This window comes from Serratia sp. JSRIV001 (assembly GCF_019968745.1).
Classification (GTDB): Bacteria; Pseudomonadota; Gammaproteobacteria; order Enterobacterales; family Enterobacteriaceae; genus Chania; species Chania fonticola_B.
This window is the reverse complement of record NZ_CP074147.1, coordinates 3,266,788-3,287,327: the sequence shown is the minus strand read 5'-3', so window position 1 is coordinate 3,287,327 and position 20,540 is coordinate 3,266,788. Positions and strand designations below refer to the sequence as shown.

Genomic DNA, 20,540 nt, shown 5'->3' with positions numbered 1-20,540 from the left:
CTTACGGCTTTATTATTAAGCGGTTGTAGGTAATGATTTTAAATTAAACATTCTCTTATTAATAAGCAATGATGGTTTTTCTATTGTCTTGAAGCTTAAATACGCTATTGCGCTGGAAATGAGCATTGATATTAATATGTTCATATAAGGTGAGCTAGAATATATGGATGCGACAATTTGTTGAGTAGGAAATGCCCATAGGTATATCCCGTAAGATATGTCATGCTTAATTTTTAATTTTTGTAGCAAACTAATTGATGCAAAGTAAAGTAGTGATACTGTGAAAAACAAATAAAATAAAGCTGTTTTAAGCTTCTCATCATTACATGTAAAGAACAAAAGTAATGATAAACCAGAAATGATAAGTAGTGAGTTTGTTGTAGCTTTGTCTTTTAAAATTGCAATAAGGCACCCTATCGAGAAGAACGGGTAAAGTAGATATATGCTAGGGTCATTTGATTTTGAAATCAGAATGCCTTTGAATGGTGTAAATGGCTCAACGAGTATAGCCAGTGAAACAAGGCCAATGAATATCTTTTTATATGGACCAAAAACCAAACTGAAAAGATAAATCAGTAACAAATAAAAATATGCTTTTATTTCCATAGGTATGGTCCACAGCGAACCATTTACAGCATTTATATTATTGTTTTCAAAAACACCTGGGAGCGTGTATTGCACATCCAATTTTAATGTTCTCAAAACGTATAGCCAAACATCTCTTGATGAAAAATAATCAACAAAGCTAAGGTTGCTTAACCATGGACCAATTAGCAGTGCTGTTATGATAATTGTAACGGCATATGCTGGGTACACTCTGAAAAAACGAGATCCAATATAATTAAGTATTTTGCCATTGGATAAAATGCTATTGGTAACAAGTAGTCCACTAATTAAAAAGAATGTCTTTACAGCAACTCCGCCAAATGAAACATAACTCAATAAAGTTAACTTGTATAGAATGTCATTTTCGCCAATAGCAGGAGAAATGACAAATGCATGAGAGTAGATTACGAAATACGCGCATAATACTCTAATTAAGTCGAGGTTGTTATTACCCCTATTTAAAAACTGGCCAATAGTGTTTGAGGTCATTAAAAGTATACTCATAGCATTTTTATACAAGTAATATTATCACCTGAAAAGCCTAAAAGAAACAGCCGCTGCGATGAGCTGTGATTTACCTCTTCTTTGGTGGCTCCCCGAAATCGTAGTCTTTTATGGCTTCGAATACTTCTTCAAAGCTGCTCAGTGGTTCAAGGATCGCCCGGCGCCACTCTCTCTGATAATGTACATCCAGCCAATACTGACCTTCTTCATCTAGCCACACGGCAAACGATTGACTTGAGTCACGATCGGGAGCCGGGTAAGCCTCGTTTTCGTTCATGAAGAAAATGGTTTGCCCCATAATGGTTACTCTACGCATGTGCATTTTCCGACCGATTTTGCATTAGCAAATGGTAGACCACAAGCAGTTGTGCCATGGTAATGGTGACCGGTCATGATATAGGTGTTGAATTTTGCGGTTTTTGGTGCCGAATTTTTTCCGAATTGAAACGAGAAATCTGGTAGGTATCTGAAATTAAAGGATGGAAAACGAAGGTACTGATAGGTTTATTTTGGGGGATTTTGGAGTTATCACATTGAATTTAAATGATTTATTGATAAACTGACACATAAAGGAATCGTGCTCGGTCTTTTTTTATTTTTCTGATTTATAACGGTTTTTAACTGCATCGCGAAAACCGCCAACCCTCTCCCCGAACACATCTTAGGTAACATTAACGTTCCCACAGGGAGAGGGAGCTAGTCCGCAGTTGCGGGCTGGAACTGTATTAACATGTAGCACGTACTGTCCCTGATCTGTAAAGGGAGAGGGCTAGGGTGAGGGGGACGATCATTGATGCTGTATTGACCACAATCCCCTTCAAACCCCCACCCAACACCGCTATACTGTATAAAAAATCAGTATGGAGAGTACGATTGACCAGACGTTCTGCCGCACCAAGGCTTGAGTTTGAAGCAGAAGCTATCTACCAATACCCGGAACACCTACGCCAATGGCTGGAAGACTTGCCCCCTTTACCTGGGGTGTACCTGTTCCACGGTGAAAGCAAGACCATGCCGCTCTACATCGGTAAGAGCGTGAACCTTCGCAGCCGGGTGCTTTCACATTTGCGCACCCCGGACGAAGCGGCCATGCTGCGCCAGGCCAGGCGTATCACCTTTATCAGGACGGCGGGTGAAGTTGGGGCCTTGTTATTGGAAGCGCAACTGATTAAACAGCAGCAACCGCTGTTCAATAAACGCCTGCGCCGCAACAAGCAGCTGTGTGCACTGCAACTCAGTGATGATAAACCCACGGTGGTTTATGCCAAAGAGGTTGATTTTGCCCGGCACGCCGGATTGTTTGGGCTGTTCGCCAACCGGCGAGCAGCATTACAGGCGTTGCAGTCTATCGCCGACCAACATCAGCTGTGCTATGGGCTGTTAGGACTTGAACCGTTGAGCCGGGGTCGCCCATGTTTTCGCTCGGCACTGAAGCGGTGCGCCGGTGCTTGTTGTGGCAAAGAAAGTTTGGCCGATCATCAGCAGCGTCTGATTTCAGCACTAGAGCAAAGTCGAGTGGTGTGCTGGCCGTGGCGTGGCCCGATCGCCTTGCGAGAGCAGGGGGCTGATATGGCGCAGTACCATATTATTCACCACTGGCTGTGGTTGGGTGCAGTAGATAGCCTGGATGAAGCGAGGGAGTTAATGATTGCTGCGCCGGGCTTTGATAGCGATGGCTATAAAATTTTATGCAAACCCGTGATCGGCGGAGAGTACGAGATTATCGATCTCTACGAAAAAACCTGAGTTAACGTCTTCGCACCAGCCAGAAGGACTGCGCGAGTGCCTGCATCAAAGGCGGACGCCAGAACCGATACCAATAGTGGCCGTTGAACGCCCCGAACTACCGCCAGAGCCAGAAACACTGACTGAAGTGCATCCTGCCAGCAGGATGACTAAAAGGGTACCTGCAATAATTTTCATAAAGCCCGCCTGGTTAGCCCTGCAACACATGAATCAACTTAGCATAAAACCAACTCTAAGATGAATCCATATTGCTCGGTAGTCAGGGGAGGGCTAGATTGATCGGGTATCCCCCTCATTGAGGTTAGTTAAAATGCTCAAGCATCGCTGTTCTGCCCTCGCACTTGCGTTGGTCGTGTTCACTTCCTCAGCCTCCGTTATGGCCAATCCAGGGAATGGTAATGGTAATGGTAATGGAGGTGGGCATGGTAATTCCGCTAACCATGGAGACAATCACGGGAAGGGTAATTCAGGCAAAGACCATTCAGACAAAGGCAAAAAAGCCAAGGGTGGTAATGACGATCTGGTTACCGTGAATATCAATTATGACCGTGTCCGGCCCCTGGCGGTAAACTATGGATTAACCGGGTATCAATCTTTACCTCCCGGCATTGCCAAGAACCTGGCACGGGGCAAGCCATTGCCGCCAGGGATCGCCAAGAAAATGGTGCCTGCTTCAATGCTGGGACAACTGCCATCTTATCCTGGCTATGAATGGCGTATCGCCGGGAATGATTTAGTCCTGGTGGCCTTAAGCACGGCTATTGTTGCCTCTGTCATCAATGGGGTATTTGACTAGCTACTGGCCAGCTCTGGGTAATTATTTCAACGATAGTTACCCAATAAATCAATGGTTACATGTCGGCGGCCCCTATCTTAGCCGATGATGAGTATTGGCAGAGAGGCCAACTTTCTTTCCTTACCGATCATAGCCATATCATTCATGGTGAAAATCTCTCTTCCTCCCACCATTCGGCATATCTATACTGTATAAAAACACAGTATAGAGACATGTCCGATGAAACACTTTGTTCCAACACCAACCCCAGAGAAATTGTACCTGCCACTGTTTTCCGATCGGGTGCCTGCTGGTTTCCCAAGCCCGGCGCAGGACTACGTCCATGCCAGGATCGATCTCAACGAATATTGCATCAGCCACCCGAATGCCACTTATTTTCTCTACGCCTCCGGTGAAAGCATGTTGGAGGCGGGCATTACTGATGGCTCGATGCTGGTGGTCGATTGCAGCATTGGGGCCGAACATGGCGATATCGTGATCGCCAGCATTGGCGGGGAGTTCACGGTAAAGCGGTTATGTCTGCGGCCAATCGTGCAGCTCGAACCGATGAACCCCAACTACCAGCCAATCCCGCTACATGATGGCGCTGAAGATTTAGATATCGTCGGCGTCGTGGTGTCGACTATTACGAGGCTGAAGTAATGTACGCGCTGGCCGATGTGAACAACTTTTATGCCAGCTGTGAAATGCTGTGGCGGCCCGATCTGCGTGGCCGCCCGGTGGTGGTGTTATCAAACAATGATGGCTGCGTGGTGGCCCGTAACCAAGAGGCCAAAAAATTAGGGATGGCGATGACCGGGCCGTATTTCAAGGTCAAGCAGCAGTTGGAACGGGCGGGAGGCGTCGCTTTTAGCAGTAACTACGAGCTGTATGCCGATATGTCAGCTCGGGTGATGACGGCATTGGAAGCGTTGGTCCCCCGCGTTGAGATCTATTCTATCGATGAAAGCTTTCTCGATCTCTCCTCGGTGCCTAATTGCGGCAATCTGGAGCTGTTTGGGCGGCAGATCCGGGACAAAGTGCGGAGCGAGACGAGGCTAAAGATCGGGGTCGGGATTGCGCAAACCAAAACGCTGGCCAAGCTGGCAAATTTTGCCGCCAAAAGATGGGTGAAACAAACCAACGGCGTGGTCGACCTTTCCAGCCTGGAGCGGCAGCGTAAGCTGATGAATAAGGTGCCGGTAGAGGAAGTCTGGGGCATTGGGCGGCGGATAGCAAAAAAGCTGAACGCGATGGGCATAGAAAGTGCGCTGCAACTGGCTGATGCCAGTACCACCATGATACGTAAACGCTTCAGTGTGGTGGTCGAACGTACGGTACGGGAACTGTGTGGTGAGCCTTGCCTTGAGCTGGAAGAGTTTGCGCCAACCAAGCAGCAGATTATCAGCAGCCGCAGCTTTGGTGAGCGCATCACCGAGTATGAACATATGCATCAGGCGATTTGTTTATATGCCACACGAGCGGCAGAAAAGCTGAGGGCAGAACGGCAGTATTGTCGGCACGTCAGCGCCTGGATCAAAACCAGCCCGTTCGCCACTCACGAGGCCTATTACGGCAATTCGGCCAGCGTAAAATTGAATACGCCAACGCAAGACACCCGCGATATTATTGCCGCCGCGATGCGCTGTCTGGATGCCATTTGGCAACCCGGTCATCGCTTCGATAAGGGTGGCGTGATGCTGCAGGATTTTTTCAGCCAGGGTGTGGCACAGCTCGACATGTTCGATGAATATCAGCCTCGGCATGGCAGTGAAGAGTTAATGAAGGTGATGGACTCCATCAATAACTCGGGCCGGGCCAAGCTGTGGTTTGCTGGTCAGGGAACGCAGCAGGTGTGGTCGATGAAGCGTGAACTGCTGTCACCGGCTTATACCACCAGGCTGAGTGATTTGCCCCGTGCTCGGGTATACTGAGCGGCGCTTTTCCCTGACCACTACGTCATAATGTGGTGGCTAATGTATTCACAGGTTTGATCCTTTCCCGGACGAAGGGCGGGTCTTGCCTTTTATCTCGGGAGCCGCCATTTTCTACAACTATATCGATCCGGTGCTGCATAACTCGACTCAGGATGGCTTTCAGCTCGTGTTCAACGTTGTGGGGCACCAGTTTGAAGGATAGTTGCTGCGTTCGGCCCCTCACACGGTTAAAGATCATATCTACCAAAAATCCCAGCGATTTATCCGTCGGCATCAGCGTCCTGCCATTGACAGCACAACGGTAACAGAAGGAATCCTTATCATTAAGTGGGTAATCTTTAATTAAGCAGAACAAACACTGCGAATTAAATCAGGTGGGACATCATAACCACTCTGCTCTCTTATTAGAATAAGGATATTTACCATGAATAATACCGTCAATGGAACCATCAACTTTGCTGGACAAATCGTTGCCCAAACCATGGGGATTGAAGAGGGTGGCATTATTGTACAGCGGCCACGCAATGCAGGCCTCACCGTCAGCGTTAACGGCAGCGAAACGCAAAATGGTTACGTGCAGCTTGGTGCAGTAAGCGAAGTGCAGCTGGCAAATCCTGGCGACAGGGCCATGCCACACCAATTTAACATCCGCGTTGCAGGTATCCCGGAGCAATATACTCACGCCTTGGTGTTTTTTGAGGGGGGTGCCACGGTTGATGCTGCCACCGGCGGCCTGATTAATATGGCGGAAGCGGGTAACGTGCAGATCCAACTGCGTAACCAGCAAGGCGATATTGTCCAGGCAGGGAGTCACTCTCAACTGGTCAGTTCGGCGTTTGTCCCGGTGATGGATGGTGAGGTTTATGCCTCCTTTGCCGCAAACTTCTGCAGTACCGGCCGCGCAACGCCGGGTAATGTGGCGAGCAAGGTTGACTACACGCTCTATTTATTTGAGCTGGCTGCCTGATTGATCAATAGCGATCTCTAACCCACCGCTCGGTGGGTTTTAGTCTGCTGAAAACATGCTGCGCCCGTCTGGAAAATCAGCGGATAAGGCAATATCGGATCTGCATTTATTGCCCAGCCAAACCATCAGCTTTCACCCAGCCCGTGGTTTTATCGCCGGTTTTGGGGTGAAGATAACTCACAAACAAAAATCCCTTATAAGCCTGCCCGTGCATGGCGGTCACGCTATCGCCATTGACGACAAATTTCCCACCCTCATCCTGGCAGAGCTTATCCGGCGAGTCGTAAAAATAGAGTTTCTTGTTCTTCACCAGAAACCTCGCCGTAGGCGAGGCCGTTTTGCTTATTGCGGATTCGGCGCTGGCCTGCGCATCGTGGCAAACCTCGTCGAGCGGGGCCAGACGGTCAACGTTGATCCAGCCGGAGGCATTGCCATAACCGACTAACAGATAGCCATTGTTCTCGCCTTCGACGGGTTCAAGCGCGGCATAACCCACCACTTGCACTTTGTCATCCGGGATCACAAATTGAGACTCATTGACGCACTGCTCGGTGGGGGCAACGTGAAAATAAGCCCGTCCTTTACCACGCACCACATATTTAGGGGAATCGGCAATGATTGGGCCTAATTTCATCTGGTCCAAAATGGCCGCGCAGCGCTGCTCCTTCTGTAGGCATTGCTGATATTGTTTGCCGTACTGTGGATTAAAGGTGAGTTGCAGCGGATGCTGTTCGTCGGCGCTGTTATCCAGTAGCTGGCCGGTTTGCGGATCGTACATGACCCAACCAAGATGTCCGGCCCCTGGCGAATCGGGTGAGGTTGACTTGCGGCGGTCGAACAGTTGAATGGCCTGTATGCCGTTGGCCCGTGGTTCAATATTGATTTCCAGCTTGTTCGCTGGCACTTTCTCCGCCCGGATCAGCGCCTGATTGCTGCTGGCTAACAGCTTGATCAACGGAGCCTGACAGTCAAACAGCGAAGCAGGCCGGTCAGGGGTAAAACCTGGGCCCACTGGCGTCACGGCCTGTAGCGCTGTCCAGGGCGCAAGCAGCACTATTCCAACTACGGCTAATGTGGCGAGCTTCTCCATTTCTATCCTATCTACGGTGAGGCAGCATACCTGCCGGCCGCTATCATACCCGGCCAGCAGTGAGTTATGCCACACCGGCTACCCGCAACAGTGCCGTCACTGCCGCCGCAGCCAGCAACACCACGATTAACGGCGTTTTCCGCCAGGCTAATAATGCTCCCACGGCCACACCGCCTAAACGGGCATAACCAGCAAAGTGTTGCCCTTCGAACAGAGTCGCGATCACCGCTACGGCGAGCAGCAACGTGGTGGCAGAGTCGGCGAGCAAGGCCTGAACCCGATCAGAAAAGCTCAGGCTGCGGCCCAGCAGGAAACCGGCAAAGCGAAACGCAAAGGTGCCGCTGGCCAGAAGCAGAATGCCGATGATGAGTGTTTGGTTATCCATTATTTTTCTCGCTTTCTGATCAGTAAACCCAACAGTGAAAACAGCACTGGCATGCCAATCGGTACCAAGGGCACGCTAGCCAGGGCAATCAGGGTGCCGGAGCAGGCGGAAATACAGGTGCGCAGTTTTTTCAGCGAACCGACAATCAAGGCCAGCAAAATGGTGGGGAACACGGCGTCCAGCCCGATGGCATTGATATCGGGAATAAAGCTGCCGATGGTACCGCCAATCAACACGCCCAACGGCCAGCAGGCGGCAATCCCCAGCCCACAGAGCCAGTAGGCCGCCCGTTTTTTGGCCAACGTCGGTTGGGAAATGCCGAACACCACGCTTTCATCATTCATGATATGGCAACCCAATAACTTAAAGCGGCTGCGCTCGATCACCTCTTTCACTGCCATACCGAACGGCAGGTGGCGTGCATTTACCAGCAGCCCGGCTGCCGCCGCAGCGAAGGGGCTACCACCGCTGGCGACGATGCCGATAAACAGAAATTCAGAGGCACCCGCCAACACCAGCAACGACAGCATCAGCGGGACCCAGAGCTCGAAACCCAGGCCGGTCGCCAGCGAACCATAGGAGATCCCCACGATGCCGTCCGCCAGGCAGACCAGCGCGATCCCTTTGATCACGCCCTTATCGAGCGAAGGGAAAAAGTTTTTTGCCATACTATTTTTCTCACTGTCTTTCTCAAAACGAACGGTTGTTCTATTATAATGAACACTTCAATCTCGATTTACAAGTCGAACGATCGTTCGTTATAAAGTGAGTTACGCGGCCTATGAAACAACCCATCAATATCATTGCGGAAGCTCTGGTGCGCGAACGCCAGCGTACAGGCCTCTCGTTGGCAGAAATTGCCCGCCGGGCAGGAATTGCCAAATCAACGCTGTCTCAACTGGAAGCGGGGAATGGTAATCCGAGCCTCGAAACGCTGTGGGCACTCTGCGTTGCGCTGGATATCCCCTTTGCGCGTTTGATGGAGCCGCAGCAGAGTAAAACGCAGGTGATCCGGCGTGGGGAAGGGGCGGCTGTGGTGTCGGAAGTGGCTAACTATACGGCGGTGCTGTTGGCAACCTGTCCGCCTGGCGCACGGCGAGATATCTATCTGCTGACGACCCAGCCGGGAGCCGACCGTCTTTCTCATCCGCACCCGTTAGGCTCGGTGGAACACATCGTCATTACCCAGGGGCGCGCCTTGGTCGGGCTGGTGGAAGAGCCTGCCGAGCTGAATGCCGGGGATTATATTTGCTACCCAGCCGATCGGCCGCACATCTTCCGCGCCCTGGAGCCGGATACGCTGGCCGTGCTGGTCTCAGAACAAAACTAACATCCCCATCACTCTAACTCTCTCCCAGAAGGGAGAGGAAACCGAATGTTGACTACGGCGTTCTGCCTTATACCTCCAGACTGACTTCCGTTCTTACCTACAACACCGTACCCGCTCCCTCTCCCTTAAACAGCTGTTTATGGGATCCCCCGATTTTACAATGGGAGAGGGCTGGGGTGAGGGGGACCAGCGGTCACTTTACGTCCATTTGTTAGATCCCTGTCATGTTTTTGTTATTTGCTCATTCCAAAACACACGTTTCGCTTGTTTGGGTTAAAAAATTTCACTAGTCTAATTTTTGAAATAAACGTTTGATATCTGTGTGGGATGTTTAACAGTCACATCAGGAGTCCATTTCAATGCATTGTTTTAATGATTATTTTTAATTATCCCCAAGCATCTCATAACCAGTATTAACTGATGAGATACCGCGCGGAACAGGGTTTTAAGACGATAATAACGAGCGGGTTGTTGTTTGAATGTAAAAAATATTTTTCATTAGTCGTCAAATCAACAGGCCTCTTCATTCTAACAATTAAAGGGTACAGAACATGAAGCTGAAGAAATTGATCGTCACCTCGCTACTGATGTGCATGCTGCCAGCCTCGGTGTTAGCCAAAGATATCAAGATCGGCGTGTCGATGGCCTACTTTGATGACAACTTCCTGACCATCCTGCGCCAATCCATGCAAAACAAAATGAAGCAGGAAGGTAACGTCAGCGGCCAGTTTGAAGATGCCAAAGGCGATATCGCGCAGCAGATCCAGCAGATAGAGAACTTTGTCAGCCAAGGGGTCGACGCCATCATCCTTAACCCGGTGGATACCCAGGGCGTCAAGCCAATGATCAAGCTGGCGGAGAACGCCCATATTCCACTGGTGTTCGTCAACCGTCGGCCAGAAGCTACGTTGCCAGCCGGTATGGCCTACGTAGGTTCAGATTCCAAACTGGCTGGCAAGCTGCAGATGGAAGAGCTGGCCAAGCTGATGAACGGCAAGGGCAATGTGATGATCCTGCTCGGCGAGCTTTCCAGTGAAGCCACCCGTGATCGGACTCGCGGCGTTGAGGAAGTGGTGGCCCAATATCCGAATATTCATATCATCGATAAGCAAACCGCCAAGTTTTTCCGCAAAGAGGCGGTTGATGTGACGACCGACTGGATCCTCTCCGGCCAGCAGATTGATGCCATCGCTTCCAACAACGATGAAATGGCGATCGGTGCCATTCTGGCGCTGAAGCAGGCGAAGAAAACCGGTGTGCTGGTAGCGGGAGTGGACGGTACGCCAGATGCCCTGGAGTTTATCAAGAAGGGAGATTTGAGCCTCAGCATCTTCCAGGATGCTAAAGGTCAGGGGGAGGGCGCCGTGCAAACCGCCATTCAACTGGTTAAGGGTGAGAAGGTTGAAAGCAGCGTCATGATCCCTTACCAACTGATCACCAAAGCCAATTACCAGGACTTTGCCGACAAGAATAAAAAGTAATGACCAACCGGCCCCTTGCCCAACGGTACGGGGCATCGTTCACAGCGATCGGCAGGATAACGGCGGAGGTTATCAGTATGTATCCTTATGTGCTGGAGGCGGAAGGCATCAGCAAGCAGTTCCCGGGCGTTAAGGCGTTGGATAACGTGTCGCTCAAGATCAAACCGGGCAGCGTGCATGCGTTAATGGGGGAAAACGGTGCCGGTAAATCCACGTTGATGAAGTGCTTAATCGGTATTTATCGGCCCGATGCCGGCACCATCAAGGTCAAAGGGCAGCCGGTGACGTTTAACGATACGCAGGCGGCCTTACATTCGGGCATCTCCATGATCCACCAGGAACTGAACCTGGTGCCGCATATGACGGTGGCAGAAAATATCTGGCTGGGGCGTGAGCCCGCCAAGCTGGGTTTTGTAAACCACGAGGAATTAAACCGTAAAACCCGCGAACTGTTGGCGCATCTCAAGATTAAATTAGACCCGGAAACCCAACTGGGCACGCTGAGCATCGCCAACCAACAGATGGTCGAGATTGCCAAGGCGGTGTCTTATAACGCCGACGTATTGATCATGGATGAGCCGACCTCGGCATTAACGGAAGGGGAAGTGGTGCATCTGTTTGCGATCATTCGTGAACTGAAGCAGCAGGGCAAAGGCATTATCTATATCAGCCACAAAATGGATGAGATCTTTGCCATCACCGACGAAGTCAGCATTTTCCGTGATGGCACCTCGATCGCCAGTGATAAAACCGAAAACCTGACCAAACAGTCGCTGATCACCATGATGGTGGGCCGCGAGCTGACCCAGATGTTCCCCAAGTTCAATAACAATATCGGTGAAGAGGTGTTGCGTGTGGCCGGGTTGCGGCGCAGCGGTTGGTTCCACGATATCTCCTTTGCGGTTAAGCGTGGGGAAATTCTCGGGGTTGCTGGGCTGGTGGGAGCTGGGCGCAGCGAAGTGATGGAGAGCCTGTTTGGCATGCATCCGGCTGAGGGGGGCGAGATTTATATTGAAGGCTTGCCGGTAAAAATAGGTTCCCCCTCCAAAGCCATCGAGCAAGGGCTGGCATTCCTGACCGAAGACCGTAAAAAGTCTGGTCTGTTTCTGGTGCTGTCGGTGGTGGAGAACATGAGTATCGTCAACCTTTCCGCCTATACCAGCAAAAACGGGTTTGTCAGCCAGACGCAAATGGCCAAAGACTGCATGGAGCAAATCAGCAAACTCAATATTAAAACCCCGACGATGGACCAGATTATCAATAACCTCAGCGGCGGCAATCAGCAGAAGGTCTTGATTGCCCGCTGGCTATTGGCGCAGCCGAAGGTCCTGATCCTGGATGAACCCACGCGCGGTATCGACGTGGGGGCCAAGGCAGAAATTTATCGCCTGATCAGCGAATTGGCGCACCGCGGCGTCGCCATTATTTTGGTTTCGTCTGAACTGCCGGAAATACTCGGCATGAGCGATCGCGTCATGGTGATGCACGCCGGACGCATTACGGGGATCCTGGATAAAGATGAAGCAGACCAGGAAAAAATCATGGCGTTGGCCTCGGAATAACGCAAAGGTAAAACACAATGAATAACGTCAAAGTGGAAACTCAGCCAGTCAAAGTCTCGCCGTTTGCCGATTTCAGCGGCAAGCTGCCGAAAGATACCGGCATCTTTATCGTCATGATCGGTATCGCGCTGATTTTTGAAATGCTGGGCTGGTACGTGCGCGATCAGTCATTCCTGCTTAACCCGAACCGCCTGCTGTTGATCGTTTTGCAGGTGGCGATTATCGGCATCATTGCTGTTGGTGTAACTCAGGTCATTATTACCACCGGTATCGATCTCTCATCTGGCTCGTTGATTGCCCTGACGGCGGTGGTGGCGGCCAGCCTGGCGCAAACCTCCGAAAGCATTTCGCCAATGTATCCGGGCCTGCTGGACCTGCCCGCCGCGATCCCCATCGGGGCCGGGATTGGAGTAGGTATTATTTGCGGGTTTATCAACGGGTTCTTGATCACCCGCACTGGCATTCCACCGTTTATCGCCACCTTGGGGATGATGGTTTCTGCCCGTGGTTTGGCACAGTATTATACCAAAGGTAACCCGGTCAGTTTCCTGTCGGACGGTTTTACCTCGATTGGCCAGGGTGCCATGCCGGTGATTATCTTCCTGGTGGTGGCGGTGATTTTCCATATCGCCCTGAAGCACACCCGTTATGGCAAATACGTGTATGCCATCGGCGGCAATATGACCTCGGCCAGGGTCTCTGGGATCAACGTCAATAAATACCTGGTGACGGTCTACACCATTGCGGGTGGGTTGGCAGGATTAGCGGGCGTGGTGCTGGCGGCACGAGTCAGTAGCGGGCAGTCGAGTATGGGGGTGTCTTATGAGTTGGACGCCATTGCCGCCGCGGTCATCGGTGGCAGTAGCCTGATGGGCGGAGTGGGGCGCATTACCGGCACGCTGATCGGCGCGGTGATCCTCGGCCTGATCAAAAGTGGCTTTACCTTTATCGGTGTGGATTCCTACATTCAGGACATTATCAAAGGCATGATCATCGTGGCCGCTGTGGCTATCGATATGCGCCGTAACCGCAAGAAGCTGTGATCCTCGCCTTGGCCGCCGGTGTGGTGACCGGCGGTTTGGCCAGGTGGGCAGGTTTATGCATCGCTGCCATTGATACGCCGGGCCAGTTCGTAACGCGCGCTCCAGTATTGGTTATCCAGGCTGGAAACGGTGACGCCCATACTGGTAGAGGCGTGAACAAACTCACCCTCCCCGATATAAACGCCGACGTGGCGCTGACGGGATGAGGTTTTAAAAAACACCAGATCGCCTGTGTTTAACTCGCTTTTGGCTACGCGCGAGCCCAGTTTCATTTGTTCACCGGTGCTGCGTGGCAAGCTGACGGCAAATTCATCTTGAAATACGCGCTGCATATAGGCTGAACAGTCGATGCCTTTGCGCGAGTTACCCCCGAATTTGTAACGTACTCCTTCCCATCGGTCATAATGCGACAGGATTTTTTTTAGCTCCTGAGTATTATTGTGGCCGGAACTGGCTGAAGCGGAAAAGCTCATGCAAAACGCTGAGCAAGTGAGAAATACAGCAAAAAATTTAAGCATAAAAGATTTCTGAAAGAGCAACTGAACGTCTATCCCTGTAATGGAGTGGCCGGATCGCCTGACTCATTCCTTCTGAGTGGTGGTAATATACACAGCCATTGCTCATAAATAAACCAAAAACAGGCTAATTATTGACCATTTCTATGTGGGTTATCGGCTTGTTACTTTGATAGCGCACCTCTGGTTGGCTGTGGAAACCCGGGAATGACGGGCAATCAAGGAATTAGCAACCGGTGGCAGATTTTGCCAACCAAAATTGCAACATGTCGCTGCTATCGGTTTATCGGATGGGTACAGAGGTGGGATCTCAAATTGAGACGAATCATATTGGTAATTTTATCAATTGCGCCATTTTCGCCGAGGGGGAATGTTATTTTTTATCTAATATAATGTTAATTAAATCGAAATAAATTAAGCCTCATCTGTGATGGTTTTCGCATTTAAAACACTCCCCTGCACAATACCACCTGAGAACAGCCCACTCTGCACACAAAATGCATGCCCCAAACTCGTGCCGTACATCCATTATCAGGGGGGTTATCAGGCTGTGCCCTCGAATCGTAGCCATCAGGAATGACAACCTGATCAAGGCCGTACAGGAGTGAGGTTCCATGACCAACTTGAATACTATTTTGCCCGGCGAAAAGGCGCAGACGACTGAAAAACCGATTGATAAAGTTGAAGAGATATTACCCATTGCCCATCTTTTTACCCTGGGGCTTCAGCATGTCCTGGTGATGTATGCGGGGGCGGTTGCCGTCCCATTGATGATCGGCGGCAGCCTGGGGTTGGATAAGCTGCAGATTGCTTATCTGATCAGCTCCGATCTGTTTTGCTGTGGCGTGGTGACGCTATTGCAATGCATCGGGATGGGGCGCTTTGCGGGTATTCGGTTGCCCGTCATCATGTCCGTCACCTTCGCAGCCGTCACGCCGATGTTGGCCATCGGTGCCAACCCCGAAATCGGCCTGACCGGTATCTTTGGTGCCACCATTGCGGCTGGAATTATCACCACGTTGCTGGTGCCGTTGGTTGGCCGTTTGATGCCGCTGTTCCCAACCCTGGTGACGGGGATTGTGATCACCTCTATCGGCCTGAGCATCGTGCGGGTCGGGATAGATTGGGCCGCCGGGGGCAAGGGCAATGCCAACTACGGTAACCCGGCCTATATTGGCGTCTCGTTGCTGGTGCTGATTTTTATTTTGCTAATCACCCGGTTTAGCAAAGGCTTTATCTCAAATATTTCCGTGCTGTTGGGGATTGGCTTCGGTTTTGTGGTGGCGCTGCTGATGGGAGAAGTCAGCTTTGCTGGCCTGGATGATGCCGCCTGGTTTGCCATCGTGCGCCCCTTTGCCTTCGGTTGGCCCACCTTTGATCCGGCTTCGATTATCACCCTGACGATCGTCATGCTGATCGTATTTATTGAATCGATGGGCATGTTTATGGCGCTGGGGGAAATTGTCGGCCGCCCAACCACCAAGCAGGATGTGGTACGCGGGTTGCGTGTTGACGGCCTGGGAACCGTTATCGGCGGTATTTTCAATACGTTCCCGCATACTTCATTCTCCCAGAATATTGGCTTGGTCAGCGTTACTCAGGTGTCCAGCCGCTGGGTATGCGTGATGGCAGGTTTGATTCTGGTACTGTTTGGCCTGATCCCCAAAATGTCTATTCTGGTGGCCTCGATCCCGCAGTTTGTCTTGGGGGGCGCAGGTATCGTGATGTTTGGTATGGTGCTGTCTACCGGCATCAAGATCCTGACCAGGGTCAACTTCAATACCAATCGTTATAATGCCTATATTGTCGCCATCAGCCTGGGGCTTGGCATGATCCCGATCGTAGCGGCTGATTTCTTTACCCAGATGCCAGCGAGCCTGCAACCTTTGCTGCACAGCGGCATTTTGCTTTCTTCGGTGGCGGCGGTGCTGCTGAATCTCTACTTCAATGGCTATCATCCGGAGGAATAACGCTGCCGTTTATTGATTGTCTCCGTTAACAGTGACTTGCCAGCCAGTGGTTATAACAGGTAAAAACATTGTTCGACTTAAAAGGAGTAATCAATGCGGATAACCTTGGCCCAATTTACCTGCCGTGAAGGGGACATTGCCCATAACCTGGCCGCCGTGCTGGCGCAGATTGAACGTTGCAGCGGCCAAACCGACCTGTTGGTGTTGCCAGAAACGCAGCTTACCGGCTTTACCCATCCTGATGGCAATACGGACTACGCGCTGCAACTGCAAGGCCCGGAACTCGCGCAAGTGGTGGCGGCAAGCCAGCGTACGGGGATTGCCGTCGCCGTGGGTTTTCTTGAGCAGGATGGCACGCAACTGTTCAACAGCTCGGTGCTGATCACACCGGAGCAGGGCATCTATCTGCATTATCGCAAAAGCCATTTATGGACCAATGAACGCGCCGAAGCGCAAGCGGGCGATCGCCTGGTCTGCGGGCTGTGGCGGGGGCGGCGTATTGGTTTACTGATCTGCTACGACATCGAATTCCCAGAGGCATCACGAGCGTTGGCTCTGATGGGGTGCGATCTGTTGCTGGTTACCGATGGCAATATGGATCCCTATGGTCACGTGCATCGTAACGCTTTGCTGGCTCGCGCTCAGGATAATCAGATGTTTGTGGCGATGGCCAACCGCGCCGGGCATGGATGTGGGATGCAGTTTGCTGGCGAAAGCCTGGTTGTTGATCCCTTGGGGCGTGAGGTGGCCAGACTGGGGCGCGAGCCGGGAATAGTGCAGGCAGAGCTGGATTTCAGCCTGCTGGAAGCGGCTCGCCGCGAATATCGTTATCTGCAAGACCGGCGTTTGGCACTCAGCGGGGAGACGCAGTGGCAGCAGCGGGATGATGAACAACGTTGGTGGCCGCTAATTCCACGTTAACACCGCTTGCTGAAAGGCCAATGGCTTAGGTAAAGTCATAGACAGATTGGTCACTGTAATTGATAGACTTGCAGCACTCTAAGGAGCCGTACCATGCGATACCTTGCCCTGAGTAAAAGAATCTTGCCATTGGCTGCGCTGCTGGTGCTGTCGTTGCCCACAGCCTGGGCAGCACAAAACGCCCCAGCCCCGATCCCATCGGCGTTAATCGGCAACTGGAGCGTGACCAAGATCATTCCCACCCAAACCGTGGGCTGCTGGGATGAAAAGCAGGCACAGCAGTTGGTCGGTAATAGTATCAACTATAAAGCAGACGGCTTTACCTGGCATGAACAGCAACTGATCAATCAGGGGGCGATCACCACCACGGTAGAGGCGCAAGAGTTTGTGGAAGATAACTCGGGCGATAATTGGTACGTCGATTTCCCAATTTTGGGTATCAGTACGCCTTCGGTGCAGCGTGTCATCATTCAGCATCAGGATGTCACCGTACCGGGGATCACCGATCAGGGGACTGAAGGCGTTCCCGGTGATAACGTGTTGGTGAAAGATCGTAATACGTTGCTCTTCTCCCAATGCGGCGTGTGGTTTGAGGCGCAACGGCAGAAAAAATAGCGAGATGTTAGACGGCGGGGGCGCCGCTGCGCCCCTATGTCGTGAAGCTGCTGGGTATCAGTTCGTCGGTTGGCAATCGGGTATTTCAAGTTTGCGTAACAGTGCGGGGATATCGACGGTGTCTATTTTATCGGCTTGCAAATAGCTCTGCGCGTAGTCATACCAAATACCAGACTCCAGGAACAGGATCATCAATTCGCGGTCCAGATGATTTTCATTCGCCATGCTGACCAAGATATTGAGTGCCTCAGATAACAGCTTGCCCGGTTTATAAGGCCGATCGGCAGCCGTCAGAGCTTCAAACACGTCGGCGATCGCCATCATACGCACCGGAATGCTCATCTGTTGGTGGGTTAACTGGTAAGGATAGCCTTTGCCATCCATGCGTTCATGATGGCCACCGGCAATTACCGCCACGTTGGCCATGGTGCGTGGGAACGGCAGTTTTTCCAACATGATGATAGTCTGCATTATGTGCTCGTTGATTTTATAGCGCTCCTCCTCACTCAGGGTGCCTCTGCGGATACCCAGATTGTAAATCTCCCCGTGGTTATAGAGTAAGGTCGGCTCCTTGAGTTTGAAGTGATAGCTTTCGGGCAGATGGCTTTTCTCGTCGCGGTAGATGATATGTTCTTCTTTATCCGCCAGTAGTGGTTCCTGAGTAGGTAAGGGGACGGCAGGGCGGCGGTTTTTGCGCGCCAATTCTTCCCGTGCCACGCCTGCGGTATCATCCAGAGTGCGGGTCCATTGATATTGTGCGATTTGTTGAATGCGTGCGAGCGCGCTGTCAGACAGGAATTCGCCACCGATATTACACTGTGCAATAAAATAGAAATCTTCATCCAACTGCTGCAGCTCATCGCGTAGCCATTGTTCTTCCTGCTCGGTAGCGGCGATCGTAGCGTGTTTGCGCAGGAAGCTAACCTCTTTATCCCGCTTCAGCACCTCAAAGCGCATCCGCACCTCGTGAATACGGTCGTAAATCATCTCCAGCTTGGTGGCCTTATCCACTATGGCCTCCGGCGTAGTGATTTTCCCGCAGTCGTGCAGCCAGCAGGCGGTATGCAGTTCCTCCCACTCATTGGCAGAAAGGGTAAAATCGGCGAACGGCCCTTGTTTAGCCTCAACCGCTGCCTTGGCCAGCATCTTGGTAATGACCGGTACGCGCTGGCAATGGCCGCCGGTATAGGCGCTCTTGGCGTCGATCGCTCCGGCGATTAACTGAATAAAGGCTCCCATCAGATGCTTTTGCTCTTGCAGCAGATATTGCGTCTCTATTGCTACCGATAAGCTGCCCACCAGAGCATTAATCAGCTGGACTTTGGCTTGCCCATGTTCCGGACCAGCTTCGGCAGGATTAAGCAGCAGTAAGAACCCCATCAGTTCCCGATCATGCGTTTGCATCGGGACAGCCACATAGTGCAGCGGCAAATGGGAACCAAAGATGGTGTGCAGTTGGCTGGGGATATTCTCGCTGGTAAAAACTCCGGCAACGGTTTTACCCTCCAGAATCTGCCAAAACGCGCTGGATTGCTGTGGATCAAACTGCAACGATGCCACCTCCGAACAGGCCACCTCTTTTCCAGCCCAGTTGCAGGCTATGGGTGAAAAGCAGCCGGGCGTTTTGTCTGACAGGAAAATAATGCCGCCGCTCATGTTCGCGATTTTGCTGGTTTCATTGAGCAAGCCCTGCATCTGCTGCGGGAAATTATCCTTGGTGGATAACAGGCTGCCCATCGAGATAAACTGCTTGAGCGTCAGCTTCATTTTGGACATGGCTTTGTGCAGGTCGTCCACTTCTTCAATCACCGAGCGTTCCTCCGCCCGCTCATCAAAATGCAGATTGCTGATGGCGTCGGCATCCTGGCGCAGGCGGATCAGCGGCCGTGAAATACGTAGGGAGAAATACCAGACCAGCGGCAGGCCGAGCAGCAGCAACGCAAAGGCGATCAGGGTCGAGCGGTTGCGGATGGCGTTGGCATCAGCGGTCAGATAGGCCGAGGGCGTGGCAATCACCAACTGGTAGCCTTGGCTTTGCCCCTTAAGCTCCACAACGGCTCCAAACCAGCTCTGCCCTTGTGCCGTAAATAGGCCGCTTGCGCCGTGATGGAGATCTAGCAACGCTTGCAGTACTGGGATGTGCGCAATGCTGTTCAGTCCATCCTGGCTTTTGGTGTTTTGTGCAGGCAGGCTGGCGATAGCTTCATTGGCAGAGTTAATGATCGCCGCCTGGCTATCCGGCGGTAGGCTTTGTTGAAGAAACAGCGAAAGTGAAGCCAGTGAAACGTCCAAACCGATCACGGCATGGCCATCTGGAGCCTGGATGCTGTAGGTGAAGCCGGTCTCACCGGTGCCTTTGAAGGTATAGAGCGGGGAGGTAATCAGTTGCTGAGTTTTTACTGCCAACTGATACCAGGTACGCTCCCGGGGATCATAATTATTATACGGCACGGTTTTTACCGCCATAACCTGCTGTTTACCGTCCAAAAAGATATTCTGAGCCTGGGGCGAGGTCTCTAAAAAGCGGTAGCTTTGCGCCAGCCATTCGGCATCTTCCGGCGCATTAAATAAAGCTCGGTTGGCTGGGGTGAGGCGGCGTAGTATAAAGAAATCGCCGTTGGGGTAAGCGCTGTATACCGCATTGGCATAATCATTTTGCTTGAGTATCTCGATCAGCGGGCCGATAAATGCCATGCGTTGCTCGAGGGTGGTGGCTTCTGTTATTGGCATACGTGCCAACATCTTCGCCGACATTTTCATGCTGCGGGTCACGGAGTCCAGCTCCGCAGCAATGGCTTCGCCGGTTTTTTGATACTGCCGGTTGGTGCTGGCCTCGGTCAGTTTGCTGAGTTGGCTGTGGCTAAAAAGCACGATTACGCTGCCGATGGAGACAATCAGCAAGGTAAACAGCGCGGCAATCTGGATATGTAGCGGATAGCGGCTTCTTAAACCTGTGATCTTTCCTGCCATAGTGTCCACCTTGGATGCCAATTTTTAGCTTTTTTAAATTATAGACGAAGCAGGGGGGATCTGATTGGTGGCGTAGTAAGGCTATTGAGTTGAATTTAAGGTGAAATTTTTTGTTTCGTAGCT

Annotated in this window: 18 protein-coding genes and 1 pseudogene; 12 read left to right on the top strand and 7 right to left on the bottom strand. The window is 51.5% G+C overall.

What is annotated here, in order from left to right; translation table 11 throughout:
- Positions 1-15: 15 nt before the first annotated feature.
- Entirely contained in the window at positions 16-1,125 is a 1,110-nt protein-coding gene (locus KGP17_RS15050; RefSeq protein ID WP_160170763.1) for an acyltransferase, read from the bottom strand.
- Positions 1,126-1,180: 55 nt separating this feature from the next.
- Positions 1,181-1,426 (bottom strand): hypothetical protein, encoded by a 246-nt coding sequence (locus KGP17_RS15045; RefSeq protein ID WP_223497826.1) that lies wholly within the window; start codon positions 1,424-1,426, stop codon positions 1,181-1,183.
- 557 nt (positions 1,427-1,983) lie between these two features.
- On the opposite strand from KGP17_RS15045, the gene cho reads away from it, so the two are divergent.
- From cho to KGP17_RS15020, 5 genes are all read left to right on the top strand, one after another.
- A complete protein-coding gene (cho, locus tag KGP17_RS15040; RefSeq protein ID WP_223497825.1) occupies positions 1,984-2,856 on the top strand; it encodes an excinuclease Cho in 873 nt (290 codons plus the stop codon).
- Positions 2,857-3,166: 310 nt separating this feature from the next.
- Complete coding sequence (locus KGP17_RS15035) at positions 3,167-3,652, top strand: anti-virulence regulator CigR family protein (RefSeq protein WP_209523827.1); 486 nt, start codon at positions 3,167-3,169, stop codon at positions 3,650-3,652.
- A 219-nt stretch (positions 3,653-3,871) separates the two neighbouring features.
- On the top strand, positions 3,872-4,294 hold the full coding sequence (umuD, locus tag KGP17_RS15030; protein ID WP_021806749.1) for a translesion error-prone DNA polymerase V autoproteolytic subunit: 423 nt from the start codon (positions 3,872-3,874) through the stop codon (positions 4,292-4,294).
- On the top strand, positions 4,294-5,565 hold the full coding sequence (gene umuC / locus KGP17_RS15025) for a translesion error-prone DNA polymerase V subunit UmuC (protein ID WP_021806748.1): 1,272 nt from the start codon (positions 4,294-4,296) through the stop codon (positions 5,563-5,565). Before umuD ends, umuC begins: the two co-directional genes overlap by 1 nt.
- Positions 5,566-5,992: 427 nt before the next feature.
- Positions 5,993-6,535 carry a fimbrial protein gene (locus KGP17_RS15020; protein WP_059201044.1) on the top strand — a complete coding sequence of 181 codons (543 nt, stop codon included), beginning with the start codon at positions 5,993-5,995 and terminating at the stop codon, positions 6,533-6,535.
- 106 nt (positions 6,536-6,641) lie between these two features.
- On the opposite strand, the gene KGP17_RS15015 is transcribed toward KGP17_RS15020, so the two are convergent.
- From KGP17_RS15015 to KGP17_RS15005, 3 genes are all read right to left on the bottom strand, one after another.
- Positions 6,642-7,625, bottom strand: a complete 984-nt coding sequence (locus tag KGP17_RS15015) for a hypothetical protein (RefSeq protein WP_223497824.1) — start codon at positions 7,623-7,625, stop codon at positions 6,642-6,644.
- 64 nt (positions 7,626-7,689) lie between these two features.
- Positions 7,690-8,010: an AzlD domain-containing protein gene (locus KGP17_RS15010; RefSeq protein ID WP_021806744.1), complete on the bottom strand. Its 321-nt coding sequence runs from the start codon at positions 8,008-8,010 to the stop codon at positions 7,690-7,692.
- Positions 8,010-8,678, bottom strand: coding sequence for an AzlC family ABC transporter permease (locus tag KGP17_RS15005; protein ID WP_021806743.1), 669 nt, complete (start codon positions 8,676-8,678; stop codon positions 8,010-8,012). The genes KGP17_RS15010 and KGP17_RS15005 overlap by 1 nt, the downstream gene beginning before the upstream one ends.
- Positions 8,679-8,791: 113 nt before the next feature.
- On the opposite strand from KGP17_RS15005, the gene KGP17_RS15000 reads away from it, so the two are divergent.
- The 4 genes from KGP17_RS15000 (at position 8,792) to KGP17_RS14985 (ending at position 13,426) form a co-directional block, all read left to right on the top strand.
- Positions 8,792-9,340, top strand: a complete 549-nt coding sequence (locus KGP17_RS15000; RefSeq protein ID WP_021181074.1) for a helix-turn-helix domain-containing protein — start codon at positions 8,792-8,794, stop codon at positions 9,338-9,340.
- A gap of 551 nt (positions 9,341-9,891) precedes the next feature.
- A complete protein-coding gene (locus KGP17_RS14995; protein ID WP_021181075.1) occupies positions 9,892-10,821 on the top strand; it encodes a sugar ABC transporter substrate-binding protein in 930 nt (309 codons plus the stop codon).
- Between the two features lie 77 nt (positions 10,822-10,898).
- Positions 10,899-12,383 (top strand): sugar ABC transporter ATP-binding protein, encoded by a 1,485-nt coding sequence (locus KGP17_RS14990; RefSeq protein ID WP_021806742.1) that lies wholly within the window; start codon positions 10,899-10,901, stop codon positions 12,381-12,383.
- A gap of 17 nt (positions 12,384-12,400) precedes the next feature.
- Positions 12,401-13,426, top strand: a complete 1,026-nt coding sequence (locus tag KGP17_RS14985; RefSeq protein ID WP_071683305.1) for an ABC transporter permease — start codon at positions 12,401-12,403, stop codon at positions 13,424-13,426.
- A 53-nt stretch (positions 13,427-13,479) separates the two neighbouring features.
- On the opposite strand, the gene KGP17_RS14980 is transcribed toward KGP17_RS14985, so the two are convergent.
- Entirely contained in the window at positions 13,480-13,899 is a 420-nt protein-coding gene (locus tag KGP17_RS14980) for an NlpC/P60 family protein (protein ID WP_021806740.1), read from the bottom strand.
- Positions 13,900-14,555: 656 nt separating this feature from the next.
- Here KGP17_RS14980 and KGP17_RS14975 point away from each other — a divergent pair.
- The 3 genes and pseudogenes from KGP17_RS14975 to KGP17_RS14965 all read left to right on the top strand — a co-directional run.
- Positions 14,556-15,896, top strand: a pseudogene (locus KGP17_RS14975) (nucleobase:cation symporter-2 family protein); the annotation flags it as partial.
- Positions 15,897-16,004: 108 nt separating this feature from the next.
- Entirely contained in the window at positions 16,005-16,832 is an 828-nt protein-coding gene (locus KGP17_RS14970) for a carbon-nitrogen hydrolase family protein (RefSeq protein ID WP_021806738.1), read from the top strand.
- Between the two features lie 93 nt (positions 16,833-16,925).
- On the top strand, positions 16,926-17,447 hold the full coding sequence (locus KGP17_RS14965; RefSeq protein WP_021806737.1) for a hypothetical protein: 522 nt from the start codon (positions 16,926-16,928) through the stop codon (positions 17,445-17,447).
- A 57-nt stretch (positions 17,448-17,504) separates the two neighbouring features.
- Here KGP17_RS14965 and KGP17_RS14960 read toward each other — a convergent pair whose 3' ends face one another.
- The gene (locus KGP17_RS14960; protein WP_223497823.1) at positions 17,505-20,417 is read right to left on the bottom strand and encodes an HD domain-containing phosphohydrolase; all 2,913 of its coding nucleotides are present in this window, start codon (positions 20,415-20,417) and stop codon (positions 17,505-17,507) included.
- Between the last annotated feature and the right edge of the window lie 123 nt (positions 20,418-20,540).